This window comes from Seohaeicola saemankumensis (assembly GCF_021021435.1).
Taxonomy (GTDB): Bacteria; Pseudomonadota; Alphaproteobacteria; order Rhodobacterales; family Rhodobacteraceae; genus Seohaeicola.
This window is the reverse complement of the sequence record NZ_JAINWI010000003.1, coordinates 1-20418: the sequence shown is the minus strand read 5'-3', so window position 1 is coordinate 20418 and position 20418 is coordinate 1. Positions and strand designations below refer to the sequence as shown.

Below are 20418 nucleotides of genomic sequence, written 5' to 3'. Positions count from 1 at the left end.
CAAAAAGTCTAATCTGAACCGATTAGTTTAGCGTATTAAGCCTTGAAGGATTGACCGACGGGCCATCTGTCTCACAGTCTTGATCAAGGGGTGGCCCATCCGGTCATTCCCGCCACCCCAAAAGGACAGTTTATGCGTCTCGTTCCCGTTCTGGTTGCTGTTCTTGTGACGGCCTTTCTTGTGACGCTGGTTTTATACCGCGACACATTGCTGGCAATTGCAGGGAGCGGCCCTGAAACAGACATTGCCCTGCAAGCAGCAGAAGAAGCCCCCCCGATCGGTGCCGTGCGTGTGGTGGCCATGACATCGACCGCGCGCAGCATCGAAGATGCCGTGATCCTGCGCGGCGAGACACAGGCCGCGCGTGACGTCGAATTGCGCGCCGAAACATCGGGGCGTATCGTGTCCGACCCGTTGCGGCGCGGTGCGATGGTCGCACAGGACCAGATCATCTGCCAGATCGACATCGGCACCCGCGAGGCGATGCTGGCGGAGGCACAGGCACGGCTTGCAGATGCGCGGATCAATTTCTCGGCAGCGGACAGGTTGTCGCAGGACGGTTTTGCTTCCTCGACACGCGTGGCCACAACCGAGGCCAATCTGCGGAGCGCGGAAGCGGCTGTTGCTGCGGCTGCCAAGGAAATCGAGCGTCTGACCATCAAGGCACCTTTCGACGGTGTGCTGGAAACTGACAGCGCCGAGATCGGCAGCCTGCTTCAGGCTGGTGGTCTATGCGCGACGGTGATCCAGCTTGACCCGATCCGGTTGGTCGGCTTCGTGCCGGAAACCGAGGTGGACCGGATCGAAGTGGGCGCGCTTGCAGGGGCAAGACTGGCCGCCGGTCAGGAGGTGCAGGGCCGCGTCACCTTCCTGTCGCGCTCGGCCGATCCGACTACACGGACCTTCCGAGTCGATATCGAGGTGCCCAACCCCGATATGAGCATCCGTGACGGGCAGACTGCGGAAATCATCATCGCAGCCCCCGGCGCAACAGCGCATCTGCTGCCGCAATCCTCGCTGACCCTGAATGACGATGGCGCGCTGGGTGTGCGGCTGGTCGATCCCGAACAGATCGCCCGCTTTGCCCCTGTCACTTTGCTGCGGGACACGGTCGACGGGGTCTGGATTTCGGGTCTGGACGAAAAAGCAGATGTTATCGTCGTGGGTCAGGAATACGTCACTGATGGCGTTCCGGTGATCCCGACCTATCGCGAGGCGCAGTGATGATCGGTATGGTTGATTGGGCTGCAGCCCGCGCGCGGATGGTGATGGCATTCATCATCCTGTCGATTTGCGTTGGCGCCTTCGCCTATGTGAGCCTTCCGAAAGAAGGTGAGCCGGATATCGAGATTCCGGCGCTTTTTGTCTCGGTCCCCTTTCCTGGCATTTCCGCCGAGGATAGCGAGGCCCTGCTGGTCAAGACCATGGAAACCGAGCTTTCCGATCTTGATGGTCTGAAGAAGATGACATCGACCGCCGCCGAGAACTATGCTGGCGTGGCGCTGGAATTCGAATTCGGCTGGGACAAGACAAAGATCATGGCAGATGTCCGGGAAGCCATGAGCAATGCCGAGGGAGCATTCCCCAGCGGATTCGAGAAATACTCGATCAACGAGATCAATTTCTCGGAATTTCCGATCATCATCGTGAACCTGACAGGCGCTGTCCCTGAACGCACGATGGCGCGGATCGCGCAGGATCTGCAGGACGAGATCGAGGCGCTGGACGCCGTGATGGAAGCGGGCATTGCGGGCAACCGCGAGGAAATGGTCGAGGTTGTCATAGATCCGCTGCGGCTTGAGGCGTACAATGTGACCGCAGGTGAGCTGATCAATGTCGTGCAGAGCAACAACATGCTGATCGCCGCAGGCGAGGTCGAAAGCGCGCAAGGCACGTTCAGCGTCAAGATCCCCTCCTCCTTCGACAGCCCGCGTGATATCTACGATTTGCCGGTCAAGACCAACGGGACCCGCGTCGTCAGCCTTGGCGATCTGGCCCAGATCCGCATGACTTTCGAGGATCGCAAAGGCACCGCGCGCTTTAATGGCGAGGCCACCGTCGCGTTGCAGATCGTGAAGCGCAAGGGTTACAACCTGATCGACACCGCAGCGGATGTGCGCCGGATCGTGGCGCAAGCGCAGGAAAGATGGCCTGCGGAAATGCGGGCCGCTGTGCAAGTCGGCACCTCGAACGATCAAAGCCGTGTTGTGGGCTCAATGGTCAGCCAGCTTGAGGGCTCGGTCCTGACCGCAATTGCGCTGGTGATGATCGTGATTCTGGCCAGCCTCGGCACCCGTGCCGCACTTCTCGTCGGCTTTGCGATCCCGACCTCTTTCCTGCTGTGCTTTGTCCTTCTGGCGAGCATGGGGGTAACTATTTCGAACATTGTCATGTTCGGACTTATTCTGGCGGTCGGCATGCTGGTCGACGGGGCAATCGTCGTCGTCGAATATGCCGACAAGCGCATTCAGGACGGCAGCGGCCCGATGACAGCCTATGTCGAGGCGTCCAAGCGGATGTTCTGGCCGATTGTCAGCTCCACTGCCACAACGCTTTGTGCCTTTCTGCCGATGCTGTTCTGGCCTGGCGTGCCGGGCGAATTCATGGGCATGTTGCCCGTTACGCTCATTTTCGTGCTTTCGGCCAGCCTGATCGTGGCCCTGATCTACCTGCCCGTCATGGGTGGCGTCACCGGACGGATGAGCCGGATGTTCGGACACAGTTCCGACGCCTTGCGCCGCGCTTTGCCGTGGTGGGGGCGCGCGACCCTGGTGCCGCTCGCGCTCTATCTGGTGTTTCTGGGCGCGATGCAGGTGATCAACCCCGGCTATCTGTTCGGCGGAACACCCGTGGGCAGCGGCGTTGTCTCGCTGTTGCCCGGTGTCCTGCTCTTTCTGGCAGGGTCTTTCGCGGCCTCGATCACGCTTGGCGCTGCACGCATCGAACGCAAGCCGCGCCGCATCACATCAGGGCACAGACGCACGCTTTTCGGACATTTTATCCGACTGATCACCGCGAACCCCGTGATGCCTTTGGTCAGCATCGCCGTCGTGCTGGCATTTGTCGCAATCGTCTTTACCACGTTCCAGCAGAACAGCCGCGGCGTCGAGTTTTTCGTCGAATCCGAGCCCGAGCAGGCCATTGTCTATGTCCGCGCGCGGGGCAACCTGTCGCTGGCGGAAAAGGACGCGCTTGTACGTCAGGCCGAAACCATCGTGCTGGCCCATCCCGGCGTGGACAATGCCTTTGCCTTTGCCGGCGATGGCGGTCTGAACGCCAATACGGGCGGCGCGCAGCCACCGTTGGACACAATCGGCCAGATCCAGCTTGAAACCATCCCGTGGGAGGATCGCCGCGACCGGCCCGAGCTTGACGGCGATCTGGTGATTGACGAATTGACCGCCGCGATCGCGGCCATTCCCGGCCTGCAGGTCGAGGTCATCGCGCAGGCGCGCGGTCCGGCTTCGGCCAAGCCGGTGCATCTGCGCTTGAAAAGCAATGACTGGGACACCCTGCAAGAGGCCACAAGACTGGCCCGCGCCCAGTTCGAGGGCATGCAGGGCCTGACCCTGATCGAAGACACCCTGCCCCTGCCCGGCATCGACTGGCAGATAGACGTCGATGTGCAAAAGGCAGGCCGCTTCGGTGCGGATGTAGCGACGGTGGGCGGCATGGTGCAGCTTGTGACGCGCGGCATTCTTCTGGATACGATGCGCGTCGATACCTCGGACGAGGAGATCGAGATCCGCGTCAGACTACCGCAAAGCGACCGCGTCCTGTCCACACTCGACACCCTCAAGGTTCGCACCAGCGACGGGTTGGTGCCACTGGCCAACTTTATCTCGCGTCAGCCCGTGCCCAAACTGGCCGAGATCAAGCGCGTTGACGGCAAACGCTATTTCGATGTCAAGGCAGCCGTGGCCAACGGGCTGACAACTTCAGTGACGGCAGCAGACGGCACGGTCAGCGAGACACCGATCACCGCGACCGAGCGGATCGAAACATTGACCAAATGGCTTGACACCACCCCCCTGCCCGCCGGTGTGGAATGGGAATGGACCGGCGATCAGGAAGATCAGGCCGAATCCGGGGACTTTCTGGCCAAGGCCTTTGCCGGCGCGCTGGGGTTGATGTTCATCATCCTGCTCGCGCAATTCAACTCGGTCTACAACTCGGTGCTAGTGCTCTTGGCGGTGGTCCTGTCGACCACCGGCGTTCTGATCGGGATGCTGGTCATGGATCAGACCTTCTCGATCATCATGACCGGCACCGGGATCGTCGCTCTGGCGGGGATCGTGGTGAACAACAACATCATCCTGATTGATACCTATCAGGAATATTCCCGCTACATGCCACGAATCGAAGCGATCATCCGCACCGCAGAGGACCGCATCCGCCCCGTTCTGCTGACCACGATCACGACGATGGCAGGTCTGGCCCCGATGATGTTCGGCCTCAGCCTTGATTTTGTGAATGGCGGCTATTCCATCGACAGTCCCACCGCGCTGTGGTGGAAACAACTGGCGACAGCAGTTGTCTTCGGGCTTGGTATTGCGACGTTGCTGACGCTGGTCTTTACGCCCTCGCTGCTCGCGCTGCGGGTTTGGGCAGGCACCTATGCACTGGCGTTGTCGCGGATGCTGGCGATCCTGTCCTTCGGACGCAGCAGCCAAGCGGCGCGCGACTGGGCGCTGAACCTTGCGGCCCGCAAGCTGACAGCGCCGGAAATCATCTGGGATGACGAATCCACCGATCCGCCCCTGATCCTGCAGGCATCAACACAAGGCGACACTCCGCTGACGCCGGTCCCGCCCCTACGGGCTGCGGAATAAAGACGCAGCGCCCTTTTGTCGGGGCGCCGCTGCTTCTTCTTGCTTCAAATATCCAGGTCGCAGACATCGCAACTCTGGCCACGATCCAAGGTTTACGCTGCCTCGCCCTGCTCACTGGCCTGACGCTGCCAAAGGCTCCAATAGCGGCCCTTGCGCGCCAGTAGATCGGTATGATTGCCCTGTTCCACAACAAGCCCTTCCTCCAGCACGATGATCCGGTCGGAATCAGCAATCGTGGACAGACGGTGCGCGATGGTCAGCACAGTCCGCCCTTCGGCGGCACGGGCCAGAGCGCCCTGAATCTCCTGCTCGGTTTCGGTGTCCAGCGCCGAGGTCGCCTCGTCCAGCAACAGGACCGGCGGGTTTTTCAGCAGCGTGCGGGCAATTCCGACGCGCTGTTTCTCGCCACCTGACAGTTTCAGGCCGCGCTCGCCCACCTGCGTGTCATAGCCATCGGGCAGTCGCATGATGAAGTCGTGGATCTGGGCATCCTTGGCCGCCTTCTCGATTTGCTCCATCGTTGCCCCGTCGCGGCCATAGGCGATGTTGTAGCGGATCGTATCGTTGAACAGCACCGTGTCCTGCGGCACCACGCCGATCGCATCATGCAGGCTGGATTGGGTCACGTCCCGCAGGTCCTGATCATCAATCAGCACCGCGCCGTGCTGCACATCGTAGAAGCGGAACAGTAACCTCCCGATGGTGGATTTGCCCGATCCGGACGAGCCGACAATGGCCACAGTCTCGCCCGCCGCAACCTTGAGGCTGACGCCCCGCAAGATCACCCGTTCAGGGTCGTACCCGAAATGAACATCACGCAATTCGACTTCGCCGCCTTGCACTTTTAGAACCTTGGCGTCCGGTTTATCGGAAACTTCGGCGGGTTGCTCTAACAAATCGAACATTTCACCCATATCGACCAAAGCCTGCCGGATCTCGCGGTAGACCGTGCCCAGAAAGTTCAGCGGCATGGTGATCTGGATCATATAGGCATTGACCATGACGAAATCGCCCACCGTCATCAGCCCGCGCTCCACCCCTATGGCGGCCATTACCATGACGATCACCAGACCTGCCGTGATCAGAAAAGCCTGTCCGAAATTCAGGAAGGCCAGCGAGTAGGATGTCTTGAGGGCAGCGGACTCGTATTGCTCCATCGCGCCGTCATAGCGCCGCGCTTCGCGGGATTCTGCGCCGAAATATTTGACTGTCTCGAAATTGAGCAGGCTGTCGATGGCCTTCTGGTTGGCATCGGTATCCTGATCGTTCATCACCTTGCGAAGTTTCACGCGCCATTCGGTGACGGCAAAGGTGAACCAGACATAGACCGCAATTGTCAGCACGATCACCGCCAGATACCAGACATCGAAGAGGAAGAACAAAATCCCTGCGATCATCAGCAATTCCAGCACCAGCGGCCCGATCGAGAAGATCAGGAAGCGCAGCAGAAAATCCACGCCCTTCACGCCGCGTTCGATGATCCGGCTCAGACCGCCTGTTTTGCGCGTCAGATGATATCGCATCGACAAGCGGTGGATATGGGTGAAGGTTTCAAGCGCCAGTGCCCGCAAGGCGCGCTGGCCGACAGCCGCAAATATCACGTCGCGCAATTGCTGGAAACCGTTGGAAAGAAGACGCGCCATGCCATAAGCGACCGTCAGACCCACTGCGCCAAGCATCAGGGGGGATACCCCCTCGCCCGCCAGCGCATCCACCGCTTGCTTGTACAAAAGCGGCGTGCCAACCGCGACGATCTTGCCCAGCAACAGCGCCAGCAAGGCCAGCACCACGCGCCGCTTGACCCATGGCTGATCGGATGGCCACAGATAGGGCATCACACGGCGGATGGTGCGTATACCCGACCGGCGCGCGGCGCTGGCCTCGTCAGCAGTATAGGTCGTGGGTCGCATGGTCAGGGCCTTTCCTCAGCGCCTCACAGATAGGCCGCTTTCAGAAGGAAGACCAGAGAGGCAACATGCGGGCAAGTCCAACACCACTGGTCCGGATTGCCTTTAGTCGGGGATTTCGAAAACCTGACCGGGATAGATCAGATCAGGATCACGGATGCGGTCCCGATTGGCCTCGAACAGGCGCACGAAAAGGATACCCTCGCCGTAATTTTCTCGCGCGATGGCCCACAGGGTATTGCCCGGCTGGACAGTTACCGCGCGGATCGCGGGTGGTGCTGTCGCAGACTGGGGTTCTGCGTCCGATGCGGTCGCGCCGGTCGTGCTATCCGCTGTCGCCGGTGTGCCTGCGGCAGCAAGGGCTGCAACCTCATCGCGATCCTCACGCTTGAACGGGGTCTCGATCCGCGACAGGACTTTGCCCGCAGAGTCGACCTCGTCAAGGCGCAGGGTATAGACGCCCGGCGCAACATTCGGCAGGCCGCTACTCCAGTTACCGTCCTGATCCACATCGACCGAGGTTACTGCCGCATTGTCCATATATATTATAACCTTGGCAGCGTTTACGCCACGGCCCTGCAACAGGATGTCGCCCGTATCGGAATAGCTGATAACATCCAGAGCGATCCCCGTGCCCCGCAATCCGGGGTCGACGGGCGTGGCTGGCTGCAGGACGCGCAGTCCTTTTTCATCCGATAGCAACAGCGCAGGCGCCGTGTTGACCGGTGCCGCAGTAATCTGCGGTGACGGCGTTGTTTGCGGCGTTACAGGCGCATCCGGTGCCGCCATGCCCACCGCTATATCGCTATCCACGCTATGCATCGGTGCGATGATCACTTGCTGGGCCGAGGCTATTTTTGCACCGTCCTGCGTGACCGACAGTGTCAGCACACGCGGCGTATCGGCTTGCGGTAGACTGAGAAAAGCCACGAAAGCCCCGTCACCACCTGCTGTCGCTGTTCCCACCACGGACCCGTCCAGCAGGATTTCGACAGTCGTGCCGGCCATGGCGCGACCTGCCACCAATGCCTCTCCATCCGGTGCAAGGCGCACTGTGTCGAAGCTCGGAACGCCCTCGGGGGCAGATGGTTCGGGCTGCACGGTATTTGTGTCAGGTGTGGCGGTATCCTCCTGCGCGGCGCTGGTGTCGGGCGCGCTGTCGCTTGATGCGGTTTGGTCAGGTTGATCCGCGACCTCTGCCACAGGCGCTGCCGTATCGGCAGGGGAAGCAGCCCCGGCCGGTTGCGCGGCCTCGGTCGCGGCCTCTTCCACATCGGATAGGGGCGCATCGGATACGGGCACCGTTTGCTCGACCAACTCTTCCGGGGCGTCGACCGTGGCATCCGCACCGGACGGCGGCACGTCAGTCTGCGGTGCTTCGGTAGTAGAGGGTTGGAGCGCAGGCGCGCTCGGCGCTGACACGACCTCCTGCCCTGCGGTGTCCTGCGGTGGCGGTGCCACCCTCGCGCTGAACACCAAGATGATCGCGACCACCACGGCCGCCGTTGCGCCGCCTGCCAGAGCCAGCCCTTTGCCGCCCGACATCCAAGACTGTGTATTCATCTGTTCCCTTCCGGTCCGCCGTTTTCCATGCACAGCGGTTGAGCAAGATTAGCAACAAGGATATCACGGGTCAAAAGCAGCTTTTTCACAGAAACGGAAACTCTCATGTCCCCGGCAACCAAAGGATTTGCGGTCTGCGTCTATTGTGGCGCACGCAACGGAGTTGATCCGGCCTATCACACGCAAGCGGCCGCCTTGGGGCAGGTTCTGGCGCAGGAAGGATGGCAACTGGTCTACGGCGCGGGCGATGTCGGCCTGATGGGGGCCGTGGCGAGGGCGGCGCAGGCGGCAGGCGGTGATACGCTGGGCGTTATTCCGGTGCATCTGCTGAAGATGGAGGTCGGCAAGACCGACCTGACCCGCTTTGTCGTGACCGAGACCATGCACGAGCGTAAAAAGGTCATGTATATGAACTCAAACGCGATTGTCGTGCTGCCGGGCGGGGCGGGATCGCTGGACGAGTTTTTCGAGGTGCTGACGTGGCGACAATTGGGGCTGCACGCCAAGCCGATCTATCTGCTGAATGTGAAAGGCTACTGGTCGCCGTTGGTGGCCCTGATCGACCATGTGATTGATCAGGGTTTCGCCGATCCGTCACTGGCGGGTTTCATTACCGTCGTCGAGACTGTCGATGAACTGGCCCGCGCCCTGCGCGCCACGCGTTCCAGCGACACGGACGAGGCTGAATAAAGCGCCAGCGCGATCCAGATCAAGACAAAGCTGGCCACCTGCCAGCCCGTGAAGGGTTCGGCAAAAACGGCAACCGCGACAACGAATTGTAGGGTCGGGTTGATGTATTGCACCAGACCGACCGTGCCCATGCGGACCCGCTTGCTGGCATAGGAGAACAGCATCAAGGGACCGGCGGTCAGGATGCCGGCGAACATCAGCAGCAAACTATCTGCCAGATCGGCGCCGAAAGCGCCGCCACCATTATGATGGGCAACCCCCAGCACCCCCAGCGCCACGGGCGCCAGCAACAGAACCTCGGCTGTGACGGACACCATCGGACCGGTGGAAAGCCGTTTTTTCACAAGGCTATAGAGGCCAAAGCTAAGCGATAGAATCACCGCGATCCAAGGGGCTACTCCCAACCCGATGGTCAGCAGGATCACCGCACAGGCAGCTAATGCGACCGCGACCCCCTGCATCCGGCTCAGCCTTTCGCCAAAGATCACCCGTCCAATCCCTACAGCCACCAGCGGGAACAGATAGTAGCCCAGCGACGCCTCGGTCGCCTTGCCGATCTGGATCGACAGGATGAACACGAACCAGTTGACCGAGATCATCAGCGCGGCGAAACCGATCATGGCAGCAGCCCGGCGCGAACCCAGCGCCAGACGCAGTTGTCCCAACCTGCCCTGCGCCAACAGGACCAGTGTGAAAAAGACCAAAGACCACAGGGTGCGATGGGCCAGAATCTCGATCGGCGGGATATGGGCCAGCAATTTGTAGTACAGGCCCGACAGACCCCAGACGGTGCACGCGGCCACCAATGCGGCAACGCCTTTGCCTGCTTCTGTCATGTTCAGATTTTCCCGCGCCGGTCAGGTCGCACATTGGCCCAACCGGCGCGGGTGTTCAATGATCCAAAGCGACAGCTTACATCGTTTCCAAGTCACCCGTGACGATTTTCTGGAGTTCGGGCAGCGGGTGGCCCGTCAGAGTCTTGGGAATCTGCGCGATCACGGTCGTGGTCACTGTCTCATGCATCTGGTCGCGCATCTCGCCAAGGATCTTTGGCGGCGCAATCAGCACCATCCGTTTGATCTTGCCACGCTGCACCATCCGCTTGAGGATATCAGACAGTTCTGCCGCGAAACGCTCCTTGGCAAGCTGATGCCAGTCCGCTTCTTCCATGGCAGAGCGCTGTCCCGCGCCGGTGTCTGCCCGTCTTCCCGGCTTGTCGGACACCTGTTCCCCGTGGGGTGGGTTATCCTGCTGTTTGACCCGCTCCACCGTCAGGCTGGGGTTCGCCGCGCCGCCATCATTTCGCATGAAAAGCGCCTTTTCCCCGTCAGCCACCACAACCCATGTGTCTTTTTCAAGTCTGATCATTTGCGTCCTCCAAAAGAAGTGCCTCCGATCCACGCAGGACCGAAGCTGTGAGTGCGCGCGCTGGACCCAAGATATGAACGATGCGGCATAATAAAACCCCGCGTCCGGTCGGACGCGGGGTTTTGCCGATGGATGTATGAGGCGTCAGGAAAGATCAGAGGCGCGAGGTCACGTTTTCCCAGTTCACCAGATTATCAAGGAAGTTGGTTAGGTAGGCAGGACGCTTGTTGCGGAAGTCGATGTAATAGGAATGTTCCCACACATCGCAGCCCAACAGGGCGGTCTGGCCGAAACACAGCGGGTTCACGCCGTTCTCGGTCTTGGTGACTTTCAGTGCGCCGTCCTTGTCTTTGACCAGCCAGCACCAACCGGACCCGAACTGTCCGGCACCTGCTGCGCCGAATTCTTCCTTGAACTTGTCGACCGAGCCAAAGCTTTCTGTGATCGCCTTCTCAAGTTCGGACGGCATGGCCGTTTTATTGGGGCCCATCATTTCCCAGAACTGCATGTGGTTCCAGTGCTGCGAGGCGTTGTTGAAGATCCCGTTCTGAGCAACGCTGCCAGCCTGATAGGTGCCGGTGATGATGTCTTCCAGCGATTTGCCTTCCCATTCGGTACCGGCAATCAGTTTGTTGCCATTGTCGACATAGGCCTTGTGATGGATGTCGTGATGATACTCGAAAGTCTCGGCAGACATGCCATGTGCGGCCAGCGCGTCATGGGCGTAGGGAAGATCAGGAAGTGTGAAAGCCATGGGTCGGCCCCCCTTTGTTGCGGTTTCATCTGGGGCCTAGATGGTAGTCTAAGGGGGGCAAGGTCAACCCCCGCCCTGCCCTTGCGCTTGCTTCAGCGGAAATAATCCACAGCCGACGCGGGATCGGCCGCCGCACTTAGCAGGTCAAACACATAGGTCGCGACCGAGCGGAAACAGACCACATTGATCCGCCCGGCTTCGGGCATCCAGAAAGCGCCTGCCGCTTGCGCCAGACGGCTTCTGCGAAAATCGCCGGTCTTGAAGCGGTCGGGATGCAGGTCGGCCGGTGTGACCTTGGCCATCACCTCGCGCACCAGCGCATCAGGCCCGCTGATCGAGATCAACGCACGGGCGTCCGAGACATCCTGCGCCAGATAGTGCTGTCCTTCCAATCCGGCCGTCAAGCTGATCAAGGCAGCACCGACCTGACCGTAGGGCATGATCAGCAGCAGTTCGTCCGGTGACATCCAAGCGGATTGCCCCTGACAGACACCTTTGGCAGGCTCGATACGGCACAAGGCCGGAATTGCCAGTCCGAGGGCCTTGTCGACAGCTTTCGCCATCACGCCCGATCCCAGATCCCCGCGCAGGGTGATCATGCCCATCGGGCCACGATCCCGCAACGTTACCAAACCGTCGAAACTGGCCCCGTTCAGGGCACTGACCGGATCAGACATTCTGCTTCTCTCCACTTTTGTCGTAGAAGACCTGATCGACGATCCGCGCCTTGACGCTTGTTCCGTCGGTTTTGCCGAATTCTATTACTTCGCCCATACGGGCGGGACCGTTCAACACAAGCCCCATTGCGATGCCCCGTTCTAGCGTGGGCGAATGATAGGTCGAGGTGACCCGTCCTTGGGTGTTCCGCTGGCCGTTGGCATTGGTCCCGTCAGCAAGGGCATAGGCCCCGTCCGGCAGGGTGCTGCCGTCCACTGTTTCCAGCCCCACCAGTTGCCAGCGGTTCGGATCGGTCATGTGGCTGCGTTGTTGTCCGCGCTTGCCGATATAGTCGTCCTTTTTCTTCGAGATCGCCCAAGACAGCCCCAGATCCTGCGGGATCACAGTTCCGTCGGTTTCATCCCCGATCATGATGAAGCCCTTTTCGGCGCGCATGATATGCAGCGCTTCGGTGCCATAGGCGGTTGCGCCGAACTCCGCACCTTCCACCATCAAACGGTCCCAGAACGCACAGCCATGGCTTGCGGGCACGGCTATCTCGTAGCTCAACTCGCCCGAGAAAGAGATGCGGAAAACCCGCGCAGGCAGATCGCCAAGCGTGCCTTCCACCCATTGCATGAAAGGCAGGGTTTCCTTGGACACATCCATACCGCCCAGCTTTTCCAGCACCTTGCGCGCATTGGGGCCAACCACGGCGAATTGCGCGAATTGCTCGGTCACGTTGGCGACATAGACCTTCCAGTCCCACCATTCGGTTTGCAGCCATTCCTCCATATGGGCATGGATACGGTCCGCGCCGCCCGTGGTGGTGTGGCAGAGCCATGTGTCATTCGACATGCGCGCGACCACGCCATCATCCATCAGAAACCCGTTTTCCGAGCACATCAAACCATAGCGGCATTTGCCCACGGGCAGGTTGCTCATCATATTGGTGTAAAGCATGTCAAGGAAGCGGCCCGCATCGGGGCCCTTCACCACCAGTTTGCCAAGGGTCGAGGCATCGAGCAGCCCAAGGCTGGCGCGGGTCTGTTTGACCTCGCGCGAGACCGCATCATGGATGCTTTCGCCTGCGCGCTGGTAACAATAGGGCCTGCGCCAATGGCCGACAGGTTCCCAATAGGCTCCATGTTCGGCATGCCAGTCATGCAACGGTGTGCGGCGCAGAGGCTGGAAGATCCTGCCACGTGCCTCGCCTGCAATCGCACCCATGCTGATGGGAGTATAGGGAGGGCGGAAGGTGGTGGTTCCGACGGATGGAATATCGGTGTTCAACGATTTCGCAAGCGTTGCCAAGCCGTTGATATTGCTTAGTTTACCCTGATCCGTTGCCATGCCCAGCGTGGTATAGCGCTTGGCATGCTCCACCGATGTGAAACCCTCCTGGGCGGCCAGTTGCACATCCGAAACCTTTACATCGTTCTGGAAGTCCAGCCATGATTTGGACCTCAGCGCATAGGATGCGCCCTGCGGCATCACCCAGACCGGTGCGATGGGGGCATAAGCCATATCGTCGGCCTTGGATGCCTCGCCCGCTTTTACGGTGCGACCGGTTGCTGTTGCCGCCGCCTCGCCAGCCTTGTGGGCGTCCGCCAGCACAGCGGCCAGATCCAGCGCGCCATTGGCGGCGCCAGCCGCAATGACCATCGCCTGCCCGTCAGCGCCCGTGGGTGCGCGGTTGGGATCGGGGCGGAACATTGCCTGATCCGCGTCCCAGATCAGCTTGCCCCCGCAATGGGACCACAGATGCACCACCGGCGACCAACCGCCCGACATGGCGACTGCATCGCAGGCCAGATCTTCCAGCACGGCGCCTTCGCCAGCCTGTGCGCAGATCGCGACACCTGTGACGCGCTTGCCGCCTTTGACTTTGGCAATAGCCTTGCCGTTCTCGACGCGGATACCAAGGCCGCGTGCCTCCTCTGCCAAGGCTCCGCCCCCCGTGGCACGGGCATCAAGGATCACCGGCACGGACAGGCCCACCCCCTTCAGCGTGATCGCTGTGCGGTAGGCGTCATCGTTGTTGGTGGCGACAACCACGCGGTCCCCGACGGATACACCCCAGTTCACCGCATAGTCGCGCAGGGCACCGGCCAGCATGACGCCGGGGATGTCGTTGCCGGCAAAGGACAAGGGCCGCTCGATCGCGCCGGTTGCGGTCACGATCTGGCTTGTGCGAATTCGCCACAGGCGATGGCGCGGGCCGTCATCCTCGGGCGCATGGTCGCGCAGACGCTCATAGGCCAGCACATAGCCGTGGTCATAGACGCCTGCCCCCATGCAGCGCAGGCGCAGTGTGACATTCCTCATTGTTTCCAATTCGGAAACGACTGTTGCGATCCATGCGCCAACCGGTTGACCGTCAATTGTGCCGCCATCCACAGCGGCGCGCCCGCCCCAATGGGCAGTCTGTTCCATCACAATGACCTGCGCGCCGGAACGTCCCGCGACCAGAGCCGCTTGCAAACCCGCGACACCGCCACCGATCACAAGCACATCGACAGTTGCGTTGAAATGCTCGTAGCTGTCGGCATCCGCATCTGTCGGGGCTTTGCCAAGACCGGCGGATTTACGGATGAACGGCTCGTAGACATGTTTCCAGAACGCGCGCGGATAAAGGAACATCTTGTAATAGAAGCCCGCAGGCAAGAACCGGGACAGGTAGGTGTTCACCGCACCGATATCGTATTCAAGGCTGGGCCAGTGGTTCTGGCTTTCGGCCTGCAACCCGTCAAACAGATCGGTCGTGGTGGCGCGCTGGTTCGGCTCGAACCGCGCCCCCTTGCCCAGCCCCACAAGGGCATTGGGTTCCTCGGCGCCCGAGGCCACGACACCGCGCGGGCGGTGGTATTTGAACGACCGGCCCATCAGCATCTGGTCATTGGCCAGAAGCGCCGAGGCCAGCGTATCACCTTCGAACCCTTTGAGATATTTACCGTTAAACCGGAACGTGACCTGCTTGCCCCTGTTCAGAAGGCGGCCACCTGTTGCCAGACGCGTGCTCATTGAAACTCTCTCCATGACCAGCCGGGCCGTTTGGCGCTGATCTTGTCCTTGATCTCTTGGGGTGGCTCGGTGCTCTGGGCCTTGTAGGTGCCGAAGACCTCCAGCGTCATGGTGCAGCGCGCGGCCAGAAACCACTTGCCGCAGCCATAGCTGTGCCGCCACCGCTCGAAATGCACGCCCTTGGGGTTCTCGCGCATGAAGAGATAGTTCTCGAAGGATGCGTCCTCCGATCCCGGACCATAGCGCTTCAGATGCGCCTCGCCGCCGGCGGAAAGTTCCGTCTCGTCGGCCTGCACACCGCAATAGGGGCATTGAAGGGTCAGCATGTCATGCCTCCGATAGGGGTGCGAAGCGTTTGGATTTGTGCCTGAGCAAACCGGACAGCCATCAATGCGCCACCCCTGCTGCCACGGATTCATCAATGAACTTGCCTTCGCGGAAGCGGAACATCGAGAATTCTTCCGTCAAAGGCGAATGGCCCTTGGCCATCAGTTCGGCCATGGCCCAGCCCGATCCGGGGATCGCCTTGAAGCCGCCCGTGCCCCAGCCGCAGTTGACAAAAACGCCCTCGACCGGCGTTTTCGACAGGATGGGCGAGCGGTCACCGGTCATGTCCACGATGCCGCCCCATTGCCGCAGCATCTTGAGGCGGCTGATCATCGGGAAGGTTTCGATCAGCGCGCGGACGGTTTCCTCGATATGGTGGAAGCTGCCGCGCTGGGTATAGTTGTTATAGCCGTCGGTGCCGCCGCCAATGACCATCTCGCCCTTGTCGGATTGGCTCATATAGCCGTGCACGGTATTGGCCATCACCACCACATCCATACAGGGCTTGATCGGCTCGGAGACCAGCGCCTGCAGCGCCAGCGATTCAATCGGCAGACGAAAGCCCGCCATTTCCGCCACCACGGATGAATTGCCCGCCACGACGATGCCCAGCTTGTCGCAATCAATCGCGCCGCGATTGGTGTCGACGCCGACAACGCGGGCACCTTCACGGCGCACGGCTGTGACTTCGCATTGCTGGATCACATCCATGCCCATGTCGGAGCAGGCGCGCGCATAGCCCCAAGCCACCGCATCATGGCGCGCCGTGCCGCCACGCGCCTGCCAGAGCGCGCCCAAGACAGGGTATCGCGGCCCGTCGATATTGATGATGGGCACCAGTTCCTTGACGCGTGCAGGGGGAATGAACTCTGTCTTCACACCCTGCAACGCATTCGCATGGGCCGTGCGCTGGTAGCCGCGCACCTCATGCTGCGTCTGCGCCAGCATCATCACACCACGCGGGCTGAACATCACGTTATAGTTGAGGTCCTGCGACATCGTCTCGTAAAGACTGCGGGATTTCTCATAGATCGCGGCCGACGGGTCTTGCAGATAGTTCGACCGGATGATCGTGGTGTTGCGCCCAGTGTTGCCCCCACCCAACCAGCCTTTTTCAAGGATAGCGACATTGGTGATCCCGTAATTCTTGCCAAGGTGATAGGCCGTGGCCAAGCCATGGCCGCCCGCACCCACAATGATCACATCATATTTTTTCTTGGGTGCAGCATCGCGCCATGCGCGGGTCCAGCCGGTGTGCTGGCGCATGGCCTCGCGGGCGATGGCAAAGACGGAATAGCGTTTCATCGGCTGTTATGATCCTTCGAATCCTGTGCGGAACCCTTGCCGTGATATCTGGACCCAGAGCAGGTTTCACCCCCGTTTGAGAACGTCACAATGACGCTTGGTTGCGACATGGTGGACCACTGCGACAGTTTGCTCTTTTTTCAAGGCTTGCGCGCATATACATGAAGCCCAGCCCCTCGGAGGACCAATGACGTTCTGGATCATCATTTCTGTGCTTGCCCTTGCGGTGTCCATCCTGCTTGCACTGGCCATTATCCGTGGCCGCAGCGCAGAAGAACCACCCGCCGCCTATGACCTGCGGGTCTACCGCGACCAGTTGACAGAGGTTGACCGCGACCTAGCACGCGGCGTCATCGGACCTGACGATGCAGAGCGCATCCGTGCCGAGGTGTCGCGTCGGATACTGGCCGCCGACGCGCAATTGCAAAAAGGCATGCAGGAAGGCGCGCAGCCCAAGACGCTGGCGATGGTCGTGGCCGGTATGGCGCTGCTGGCGATGGTCGGCGGGTCGGTCTGGGTCTATTCCAGCCTTGGCGCGCCCGGCTATCCCGATATGTCGCTGGCCAGCCGGATCGAAGCCGCAGACGCGGCGCGCGTGAACCGCGTATCACAATCCGAGGCCGAAGAGAGGGTTCCCGCAGGTGCCACGGTGCAAGCTCCCTCGCCCGACTTTATCCGCCTGATGGAGCAACTCCGCACCGCTGTAGCCGAACGCCCGCGCGATCTTCAGGGGGCCGTGCTTCTGGCCCGCAACGAGGCGGCACTTGGCAATTTTGCCGCCGCACGCAAGGCGCAGGCGCGCGTTTTGTCGATCAAGGGCGATCAGGCCACCGCCGATGATTACGTCGACTACGCCGACATGATGGTTCTGGCCGCAGGCGGCTATGTTTCGCCCGAGGCCGAGGCCGCGTTGCGCGCGGCCCTGACACGCGACCCGCAAAACGGACCGGCACGCTATTATGTGGGCCTGCTTCAAGCGCAGACGGGCCGCCCTGACAACGCCTTTCGTACATGGGAAGCGGCGTTGCGCGATGGTCCGCCCGATGCGACATGGATCGCGGCAATCCGCGCGCAGATCGAGGAAATGGCTTTCCGCGCCGGTGTGAACTACACCCTGCCGCCTGAAGGTCAGGCCCCCGCCACGGCCCCGTCCGGCCCTTCGCCGGAAGATATTGCCAATGCACAGGACATGACCCCCGAAGACCGCATGGCGATGATCCGCAACATGGTGCAAAGCTTATCTGACCGACTGGCTTTGCAGGGCGGTAATTCATCCGAATGGGCGCGTCTGATCGGCGCATTGGGTGTGCTGGGCGACGAACGGCAGGCACGGGTCATCTGGCAGGAGGCGCAAAGCGTGTTCTGGGACAGCCCCGAAGGTCTGGCCGAGGTCGACGAGGCTGCGCGGCAGGCAGGCCTGACAGAATGAGCATACCGCGATGATCCACGAGACTGTCGAGGAATTTGCCGCGGCCCTGCCCCCGCGCCGCGCTGTGGCGGGGCTGGATTTCGGCGACAAGACGATCGGCGTGGCCGTATCCGACCGGATGCTGTCGGTCGGCACCCCGCTGGAAACCATCCGGCGCGACAAGTTCACAACCGACGCCGCCCGCCTGCTGGACATCCTGACCGCCCGCGAGATCGGCGGCATCGTGCTGGGCCTGCCCCGCAACATGGACGGCTCGGAAGGGCCGCGCTGCCAGAAAACCCGCGCTTTCGCCCGCAATCTCAGCCGTCTGACAGAACTGCCCATCACCTATTGGGACGAGCGGCTGTCCACGGTCGCCGCCGAACGCGCCCTATTGGAGGCGGATACGTCTAGAAAGCGTCGCGCCGAGGTGATCGACCATGTGGCCGCGTCCTATATCCTGCAAGGGGCGCTGGACAGGCTGGCCCATTTGAAGGTGCAAAGTGATGGATGATCTTTGGAAACGGGACGAGATTGAAAGCCCATGCATCAAGATATGCGTGATCCATCCGGCAGAACGGCTCTGCACCGGTTGCCTGCGCAGCATAGACGAGATCACAGCATGGTCGCGCATGTCTGCCGAAGCGCGGCGCGCCGTGATGGAAGATCTGCCAGCCCGCGCCCCGCGCCTGAAGCAGCGCAGGGGCGGCCGCGCGGCACGTCTGGCGCAGGATCAATAAAGCGCGCCGTGTAGCAGCGCGCCCCGGTCTTACTTATGCACCCGGTCTTTCCTATGCGCCGCGATCTTGCTTATCTGTCGATGCCCGGTCAGGCCGCAACGATATTGGATGTCGAGACCAAGGAAACCAATGCAGGTGTCAAGATTGCCGCGGCACCGGTCACCCGTGCACAGGACTGCCCGTCCATTCTGACCAATGCATCAGTCCCGTCAGCCACAACCGTGACCACGCCGGCTGCTGCGTACCCTTCGGGCAAGAGGATCGCAATCTCCTCTCCCAAGGGATCGAAATCAGCAATGACTCCGGTATCCTCTGGTCCGTTCATCCAGATTCCGGTGACGAAAACATCCTCACCCGCACCGCCAGAAACAGTGTCCCCACGACCAAGGATCAATAAATCCTTGCCCGCGCCTCCATCAAGCGTGTCGGGGTCAGGCGCAACAGTTACACCGAAAACCGGAACAGGGGGTCGGGCGTCCATAGCATGTACCAGCCCGCAACACGGCGGCCACCGTCCGGCGCAAACGAGCACGGCCATCCACGGTCTTCCCAGTCGTATGAGGCGGCACACACGCGCGAGTGTGTTGGAAGAACCTGTTGCACCCCCCTGCCAAAAAAGGGCAAAGAAGCGCGAACACACGGAACCGAGGCCCATGCCTGACACGACACCACCCGCAATTATGACCCGCGGCGACATCCAGCGCGCCGCGCGCCTGAGTGTGGCCCCGATGATGGACTGGACCGACCGGCATTGCCGCTATCTGCATCGCCTGATGTCGAAGCATGCGTTGCTCTATACCGAGATGGTTACAGCCCCCGCGCTGGTGCGTGGCGGGGCTTTGCATCTACTGGATCACCATCCCGCCGAGCATCCGGTCGCCTTGCAACTGGGCGGCTCCGACCCCGAGGAACTGGCGCAGGCCGCACGCCTTGGCGCACAGGCAGGCTATGACGAGATCAACCTCAATGTCGGTTGCCCATCCGACCGCGTGCAATCGGGCACATTCGGGGCGGTTCTGATGAAGAACCCTGCACTTGTCGCCGATTGCGTCGCAGCGATGCGCGCGGCGGTCGATATCGAGGTCACAGTGAAATGCCGCATCGGCGTGGACGACCAGAACCCCGAAGACGTGCTGCCCGAATTCCTGTCGCGTGTCGGCGCAGCGGGGTGCGGGCGTTTCATCATCCATGCGCGCAAGGCATGGCTGCAGGGGCTAAGCCCCAAGGAAAACCGCGAGGTGCCGCCGCTGGACTATGATCTGGTGCTGCGAATGAAAGGCATGTTCGGCGGACTTCATATCTCGGTCAATGGCGGGATCACGGATCTGGATCAGGCGCAAAGCTTTCTGGACGCAGGGCTGGACGGTGTGATGGTGGGACGCGCGGCCTATCACCAGCCTGCGGACGTCCTTTGTCAGGTCGACCGGCTGATCTGGGGACAGGGAACCGACAGCGATCCGGCGCAGGTCGTGCAGCAGATGCGCGGCTATATCGAAGCCCATCTAGATGCCGGAGGACGGCTGCACCAGATCACCCGCCACATGCTGGGGCTGTTCGCAGGCACACCCGGCGCCCGCCAGTGGCGGCGCATCCTGTCCGAAGGGGCCTCGGCGCAGGGTGCGGATTTCAATCTGGTCAGTCACGCGCTCGATGCCGTCCTGACAGCCCGCGCCCAGGCGGTTGCCTGAAGCCTGATTGCGTATCAACGCCAATGATAATCTGATCCATGGAAGTCCCTTTCGCTGGAATGGCCCTGGCAGCGATCAAAGAGGACAGGACTGTGATGGTACGCCGACCGTCAGGCTCCTATGAAGTCACTTCTCGCCCGTTGCCGGGGCAACCT

Annotated in this window: 17 protein-coding genes; 7 read left to right on the top strand and 10 right to left on the bottom strand. The window is 61.2% G+C overall.

Features of this window, described 5'->3' with window-relative positions; translation table 11 throughout:
• The first annotated feature begins 132 nt into the window (after positions 1–132).
• Positions 133–1224 carry an efflux RND transporter periplasmic adaptor subunit gene (locus K7H22_RS00220; RefSeq protein WP_230798506.1) on the top strand — a complete coding sequence of 364 codons (1092 nt, stop codon included), beginning with the start codon at positions 133–135 and terminating at the stop codon, positions 1222–1224.
• Complete coding sequence (locus K7H22_RS00215) at positions 1224–4832, top strand: efflux RND transporter permease subunit (RefSeq protein ID WP_230798505.1); 3609 nt, start codon at positions 1224–1226, stop codon at positions 4830–4832. The genes K7H22_RS00220 and K7H22_RS00215 overlap by 1 nt, the downstream gene beginning before the upstream one ends.
• Positions 4833–4924: 92 nt before the next feature.
• Here the strand turns inward: K7H22_RS00215 and K7H22_RS00210 are convergent, their stop codons facing one another.
• Positions 4925–6742: an ABCB family ABC transporter ATP-binding protein/permease gene (locus tag K7H22_RS00210; RefSeq protein WP_230798504.1), complete on the bottom strand. Its 1818-nt coding sequence runs from the start codon at positions 6740–6742 to the stop codon at positions 4925–4927.
• Between the two features lie 102 nt (positions 6743–6844).
• Positions 6845–8302 carry a LysM peptidoglycan-binding domain-containing protein gene (locus tag K7H22_RS00205; protein WP_230798503.1) on the bottom strand — a complete coding sequence of 486 codons (1458 nt, stop codon included), beginning with the start codon at positions 8300–8302 and terminating at the stop codon, positions 6845–6847.
• 105 nt (positions 8303–8407) lie between these two features.
• Between K7H22_RS00205 and K7H22_RS00200 the strand changes: the two genes are divergently transcribed.
• Positions 8408–8992, top strand: coding sequence for a TIGR00730 family Rossman fold protein (locus K7H22_RS00200; RefSeq protein WP_230798502.1), 585 nt, complete (start codon positions 8408–8410; stop codon positions 8990–8992).
• Here K7H22_RS00200 and rarD read toward each other — a convergent pair.
• From rarD to K7H22_RS00165, 7 genes are all read right to left on the bottom strand, one after another.
• Positions 8878–9828: an EamA family transporter RarD gene (rarD, locus tag K7H22_RS00195; RefSeq protein ID WP_230798501.1), complete on the bottom strand. Its 951-nt coding sequence runs from the start codon at positions 9826–9828 to the stop codon at positions 8878–8880. The two genes, K7H22_RS00200 and rarD, sit on opposite strands and share 115 nt — an antisense overlap.
• 76 nt (positions 9829–9904) lie before the next feature.
• Positions 9905–10360: a host attachment family protein gene (locus K7H22_RS00190; RefSeq protein ID WP_230798500.1), complete on the bottom strand. Its 456-nt coding sequence runs from the start codon at positions 10358–10360 to the stop codon at positions 9905–9907.
• 154 nt (positions 10361–10514) lie between these two features.
• Positions 10515–11114 (bottom strand): superoxide dismutase, encoded by a 600-nt coding sequence (locus K7H22_RS00185; RefSeq protein ID WP_230798499.1) that lies wholly within the window; start codon positions 11112–11114, stop codon positions 10515–10517.
• 92 nt (positions 11115–11206) lie between these two features.
• Positions 11207–11791 (bottom strand): sarcosine oxidase subunit gamma, encoded by a 585-nt coding sequence (locus tag K7H22_RS00180; RefSeq protein ID WP_230798498.1) that lies wholly within the window; start codon positions 11789–11791, stop codon positions 11207–11209.
• Complete coding sequence (locus tag K7H22_RS00175; RefSeq protein ID WP_230798497.1) at positions 11784–14795, bottom strand: sarcosine oxidase subunit alpha family protein; 3012 nt, start codon at positions 14793–14795, stop codon at positions 11784–11786. Before K7H22_RS00175 ends, K7H22_RS00180 begins: the two co-directional genes overlap by 8 nt.
• A complete protein-coding gene (locus tag K7H22_RS00170; protein WP_230798496.1) occupies positions 14792–15121 on the bottom strand; it encodes a sarcosine oxidase subunit delta in 330 nt (109 codons plus the stop codon). Before K7H22_RS00170 ends, K7H22_RS00175 begins: the two co-directional genes overlap by 4 nt.
• Positions 15122–15182: 61 nt before the next feature.
• On the bottom strand, positions 15183–16427 hold the full coding sequence (locus K7H22_RS00165) for a sarcosine oxidase subunit beta family protein (RefSeq protein WP_230798495.1): 1245 nt from the start codon (positions 16425–16427) through the stop codon (positions 15183–15185).
• 187 nt (positions 16428–16614) lie between these two features.
• On the opposite strand from K7H22_RS00165, the gene ccmI reads away from it, so the two are divergent.
• The 3 genes from ccmI to K7H22_RS00150 are packed head-to-tail and all read left to right on the top strand — an operon-like array spanning position 16615 to position 18575.
• Positions 16615–17856, top strand: coding sequence for a c-type cytochrome biogenesis protein CcmI (gene ccmI, locus K7H22_RS00160; RefSeq protein WP_230798494.1), 1242 nt, complete (start codon positions 16615–16617; stop codon positions 17854–17856).
• 10 nt (positions 17857–17866) lie between these two features.
• Positions 17867–18349: a Holliday junction resolvase RuvX gene (ruvX, locus tag K7H22_RS00155; protein WP_230798493.1), complete on the top strand. Its 483-nt coding sequence runs from the start codon at positions 17867–17869 to the stop codon at positions 18347–18349.
• Positions 18342–18575, top strand: a complete 234-nt coding sequence (locus tag K7H22_RS00150) for a DUF1289 domain-containing protein (RefSeq protein WP_269062958.1) — start codon at positions 18342–18344, stop codon at positions 18573–18575. Before ruvX ends, K7H22_RS00150 begins: the two co-directional genes overlap by 8 nt.
• Before the next feature lie 88 nt (positions 18576–18663).
• On the opposite strand, the gene K7H22_RS00145 is transcribed toward K7H22_RS00150, so the two are convergent.
• Complete coding sequence (locus tag K7H22_RS00145) at positions 18664–19056, bottom strand: hypothetical protein (protein WP_230798491.1); 393 nt, start codon at positions 19054–19056, stop codon at positions 18664–18666.
• A 172-nt stretch (positions 19057–19228) separates the two neighbouring features.
• On the opposite strand from K7H22_RS00145, the gene dusA reads away from it, so the two are divergent.
• The gene (dusA, locus tag K7H22_RS00140; protein WP_230798490.1) at positions 19229–20263 is read left to right on the top strand and encodes a tRNA dihydrouridine(20/20a) synthase DusA; all 1035 of its coding nucleotides are present in this window, start codon (positions 19229–19231) and stop codon (positions 20261–20263) included.
• Positions 20264–20418: the final 155 nt, after the last annotated feature.

Coding starts and splice junctions, on each gene's coding strand:
- K7H22_RS00220 (WP_230798506.1), top strand. CDS start 133: ATGCGTCTCGTTCCCGTTCTGGTTGCTGTTCTTGTGACGGCCTTTCTT.
- K7H22_RS00215 (WP_230798505.1), top strand. CDS start 1,224: ATGATCGGTATGGTTGATTGGGCTGCAGCCCGCGCGCGGATGGTGATG.
- K7H22_RS00210 (WP_230798504.1), bottom strand. CDS start 6,742: ATGCGACCCACGACCTATACTGCTGACGAGGCCAGCGCCGCGCGCCGG.
- K7H22_RS00205 (WP_230798503.1), bottom strand. CDS start 8,302: ATGAATACACAGTCTTGGATGTCGGGCGGCAAAGGGCTGGCTCTGGCA.
- K7H22_RS00200 (WP_230798502.1), top strand. CDS start 8,408: ATGTCCCCGGCAACCAAAGGATTTGCGGTCTGCGTCTATTGTGGCGCA.
- rarD (WP_230798501.1), bottom strand. CDS start 9,828: ATGACAGAAGCAGGCAAAGGCGTTGCCGCATTGGTGGCCGCGTGCACC.
- K7H22_RS00190 (WP_230798500.1), bottom strand. CDS start 10,360: ATGATCAGACTTGAAAAAGACACATGGGTTGTGGTGGCTGACGGGGAA.
- K7H22_RS00185 (WP_230798499.1), bottom strand. CDS start 11,114: ATGGCTTTCACACTTCCTGATCTTCCCTACGCCCATGACGCGCTGGCC.
- K7H22_RS00180 (WP_230798498.1), bottom strand. CDS start 11,791: ATGTCTGATCCGGTCAGTGCCCTGAACGGGGCCAGTTTCGACGGTTTG.
- K7H22_RS00175 (WP_230798497.1), bottom strand. CDS start 14,795: ATGAGCACGCGTCTGGCAACAGGTGGCCGCCTTCTGAACAGGGGCAAG.
- K7H22_RS00170 (WP_230798496.1), bottom strand. CDS start 15,121: ATGCTGACCCTTCAATGCCCCTATTGCGGTGTGCAGGCCGACGAGACG.
- K7H22_RS00165 (WP_230798495.1), bottom strand. CDS start 16,427: ATGAAACGCTATTCCGTCTTTGCCATCGCCCGCGAGGCCATGCGCCAG.
- ccmI (WP_230798494.1), top strand. CDS start 16,615: ATGACGTTCTGGATCATCATTTCTGTGCTTGCCCTTGCGGTGTCCATC.
- ruvX (WP_230798493.1), top strand. CDS start 17,867: ATGATCCACGAGACTGTCGAGGAATTTGCCGCGGCCCTGCCCCCGCGC.
- K7H22_RS00150 (WP_269062958.1), top strand. CDS start 18,342: ATGGATGATCTTTGGAAACGGGACGAGATTGAAAGCCCATGCATCAAG.
- K7H22_RS00145 (WP_230798491.1), bottom strand. CDS start 19,056: ATGGACGCCCGACCCCCTGTTCCGGTTTTCGGTGTAACTGTTGCGCCT.
- dusA (WP_230798490.1), top strand. CDS start 19,229: ATGCCTGACACGACACCACCCGCAATTATGACCCGCGGCGACATCCAG.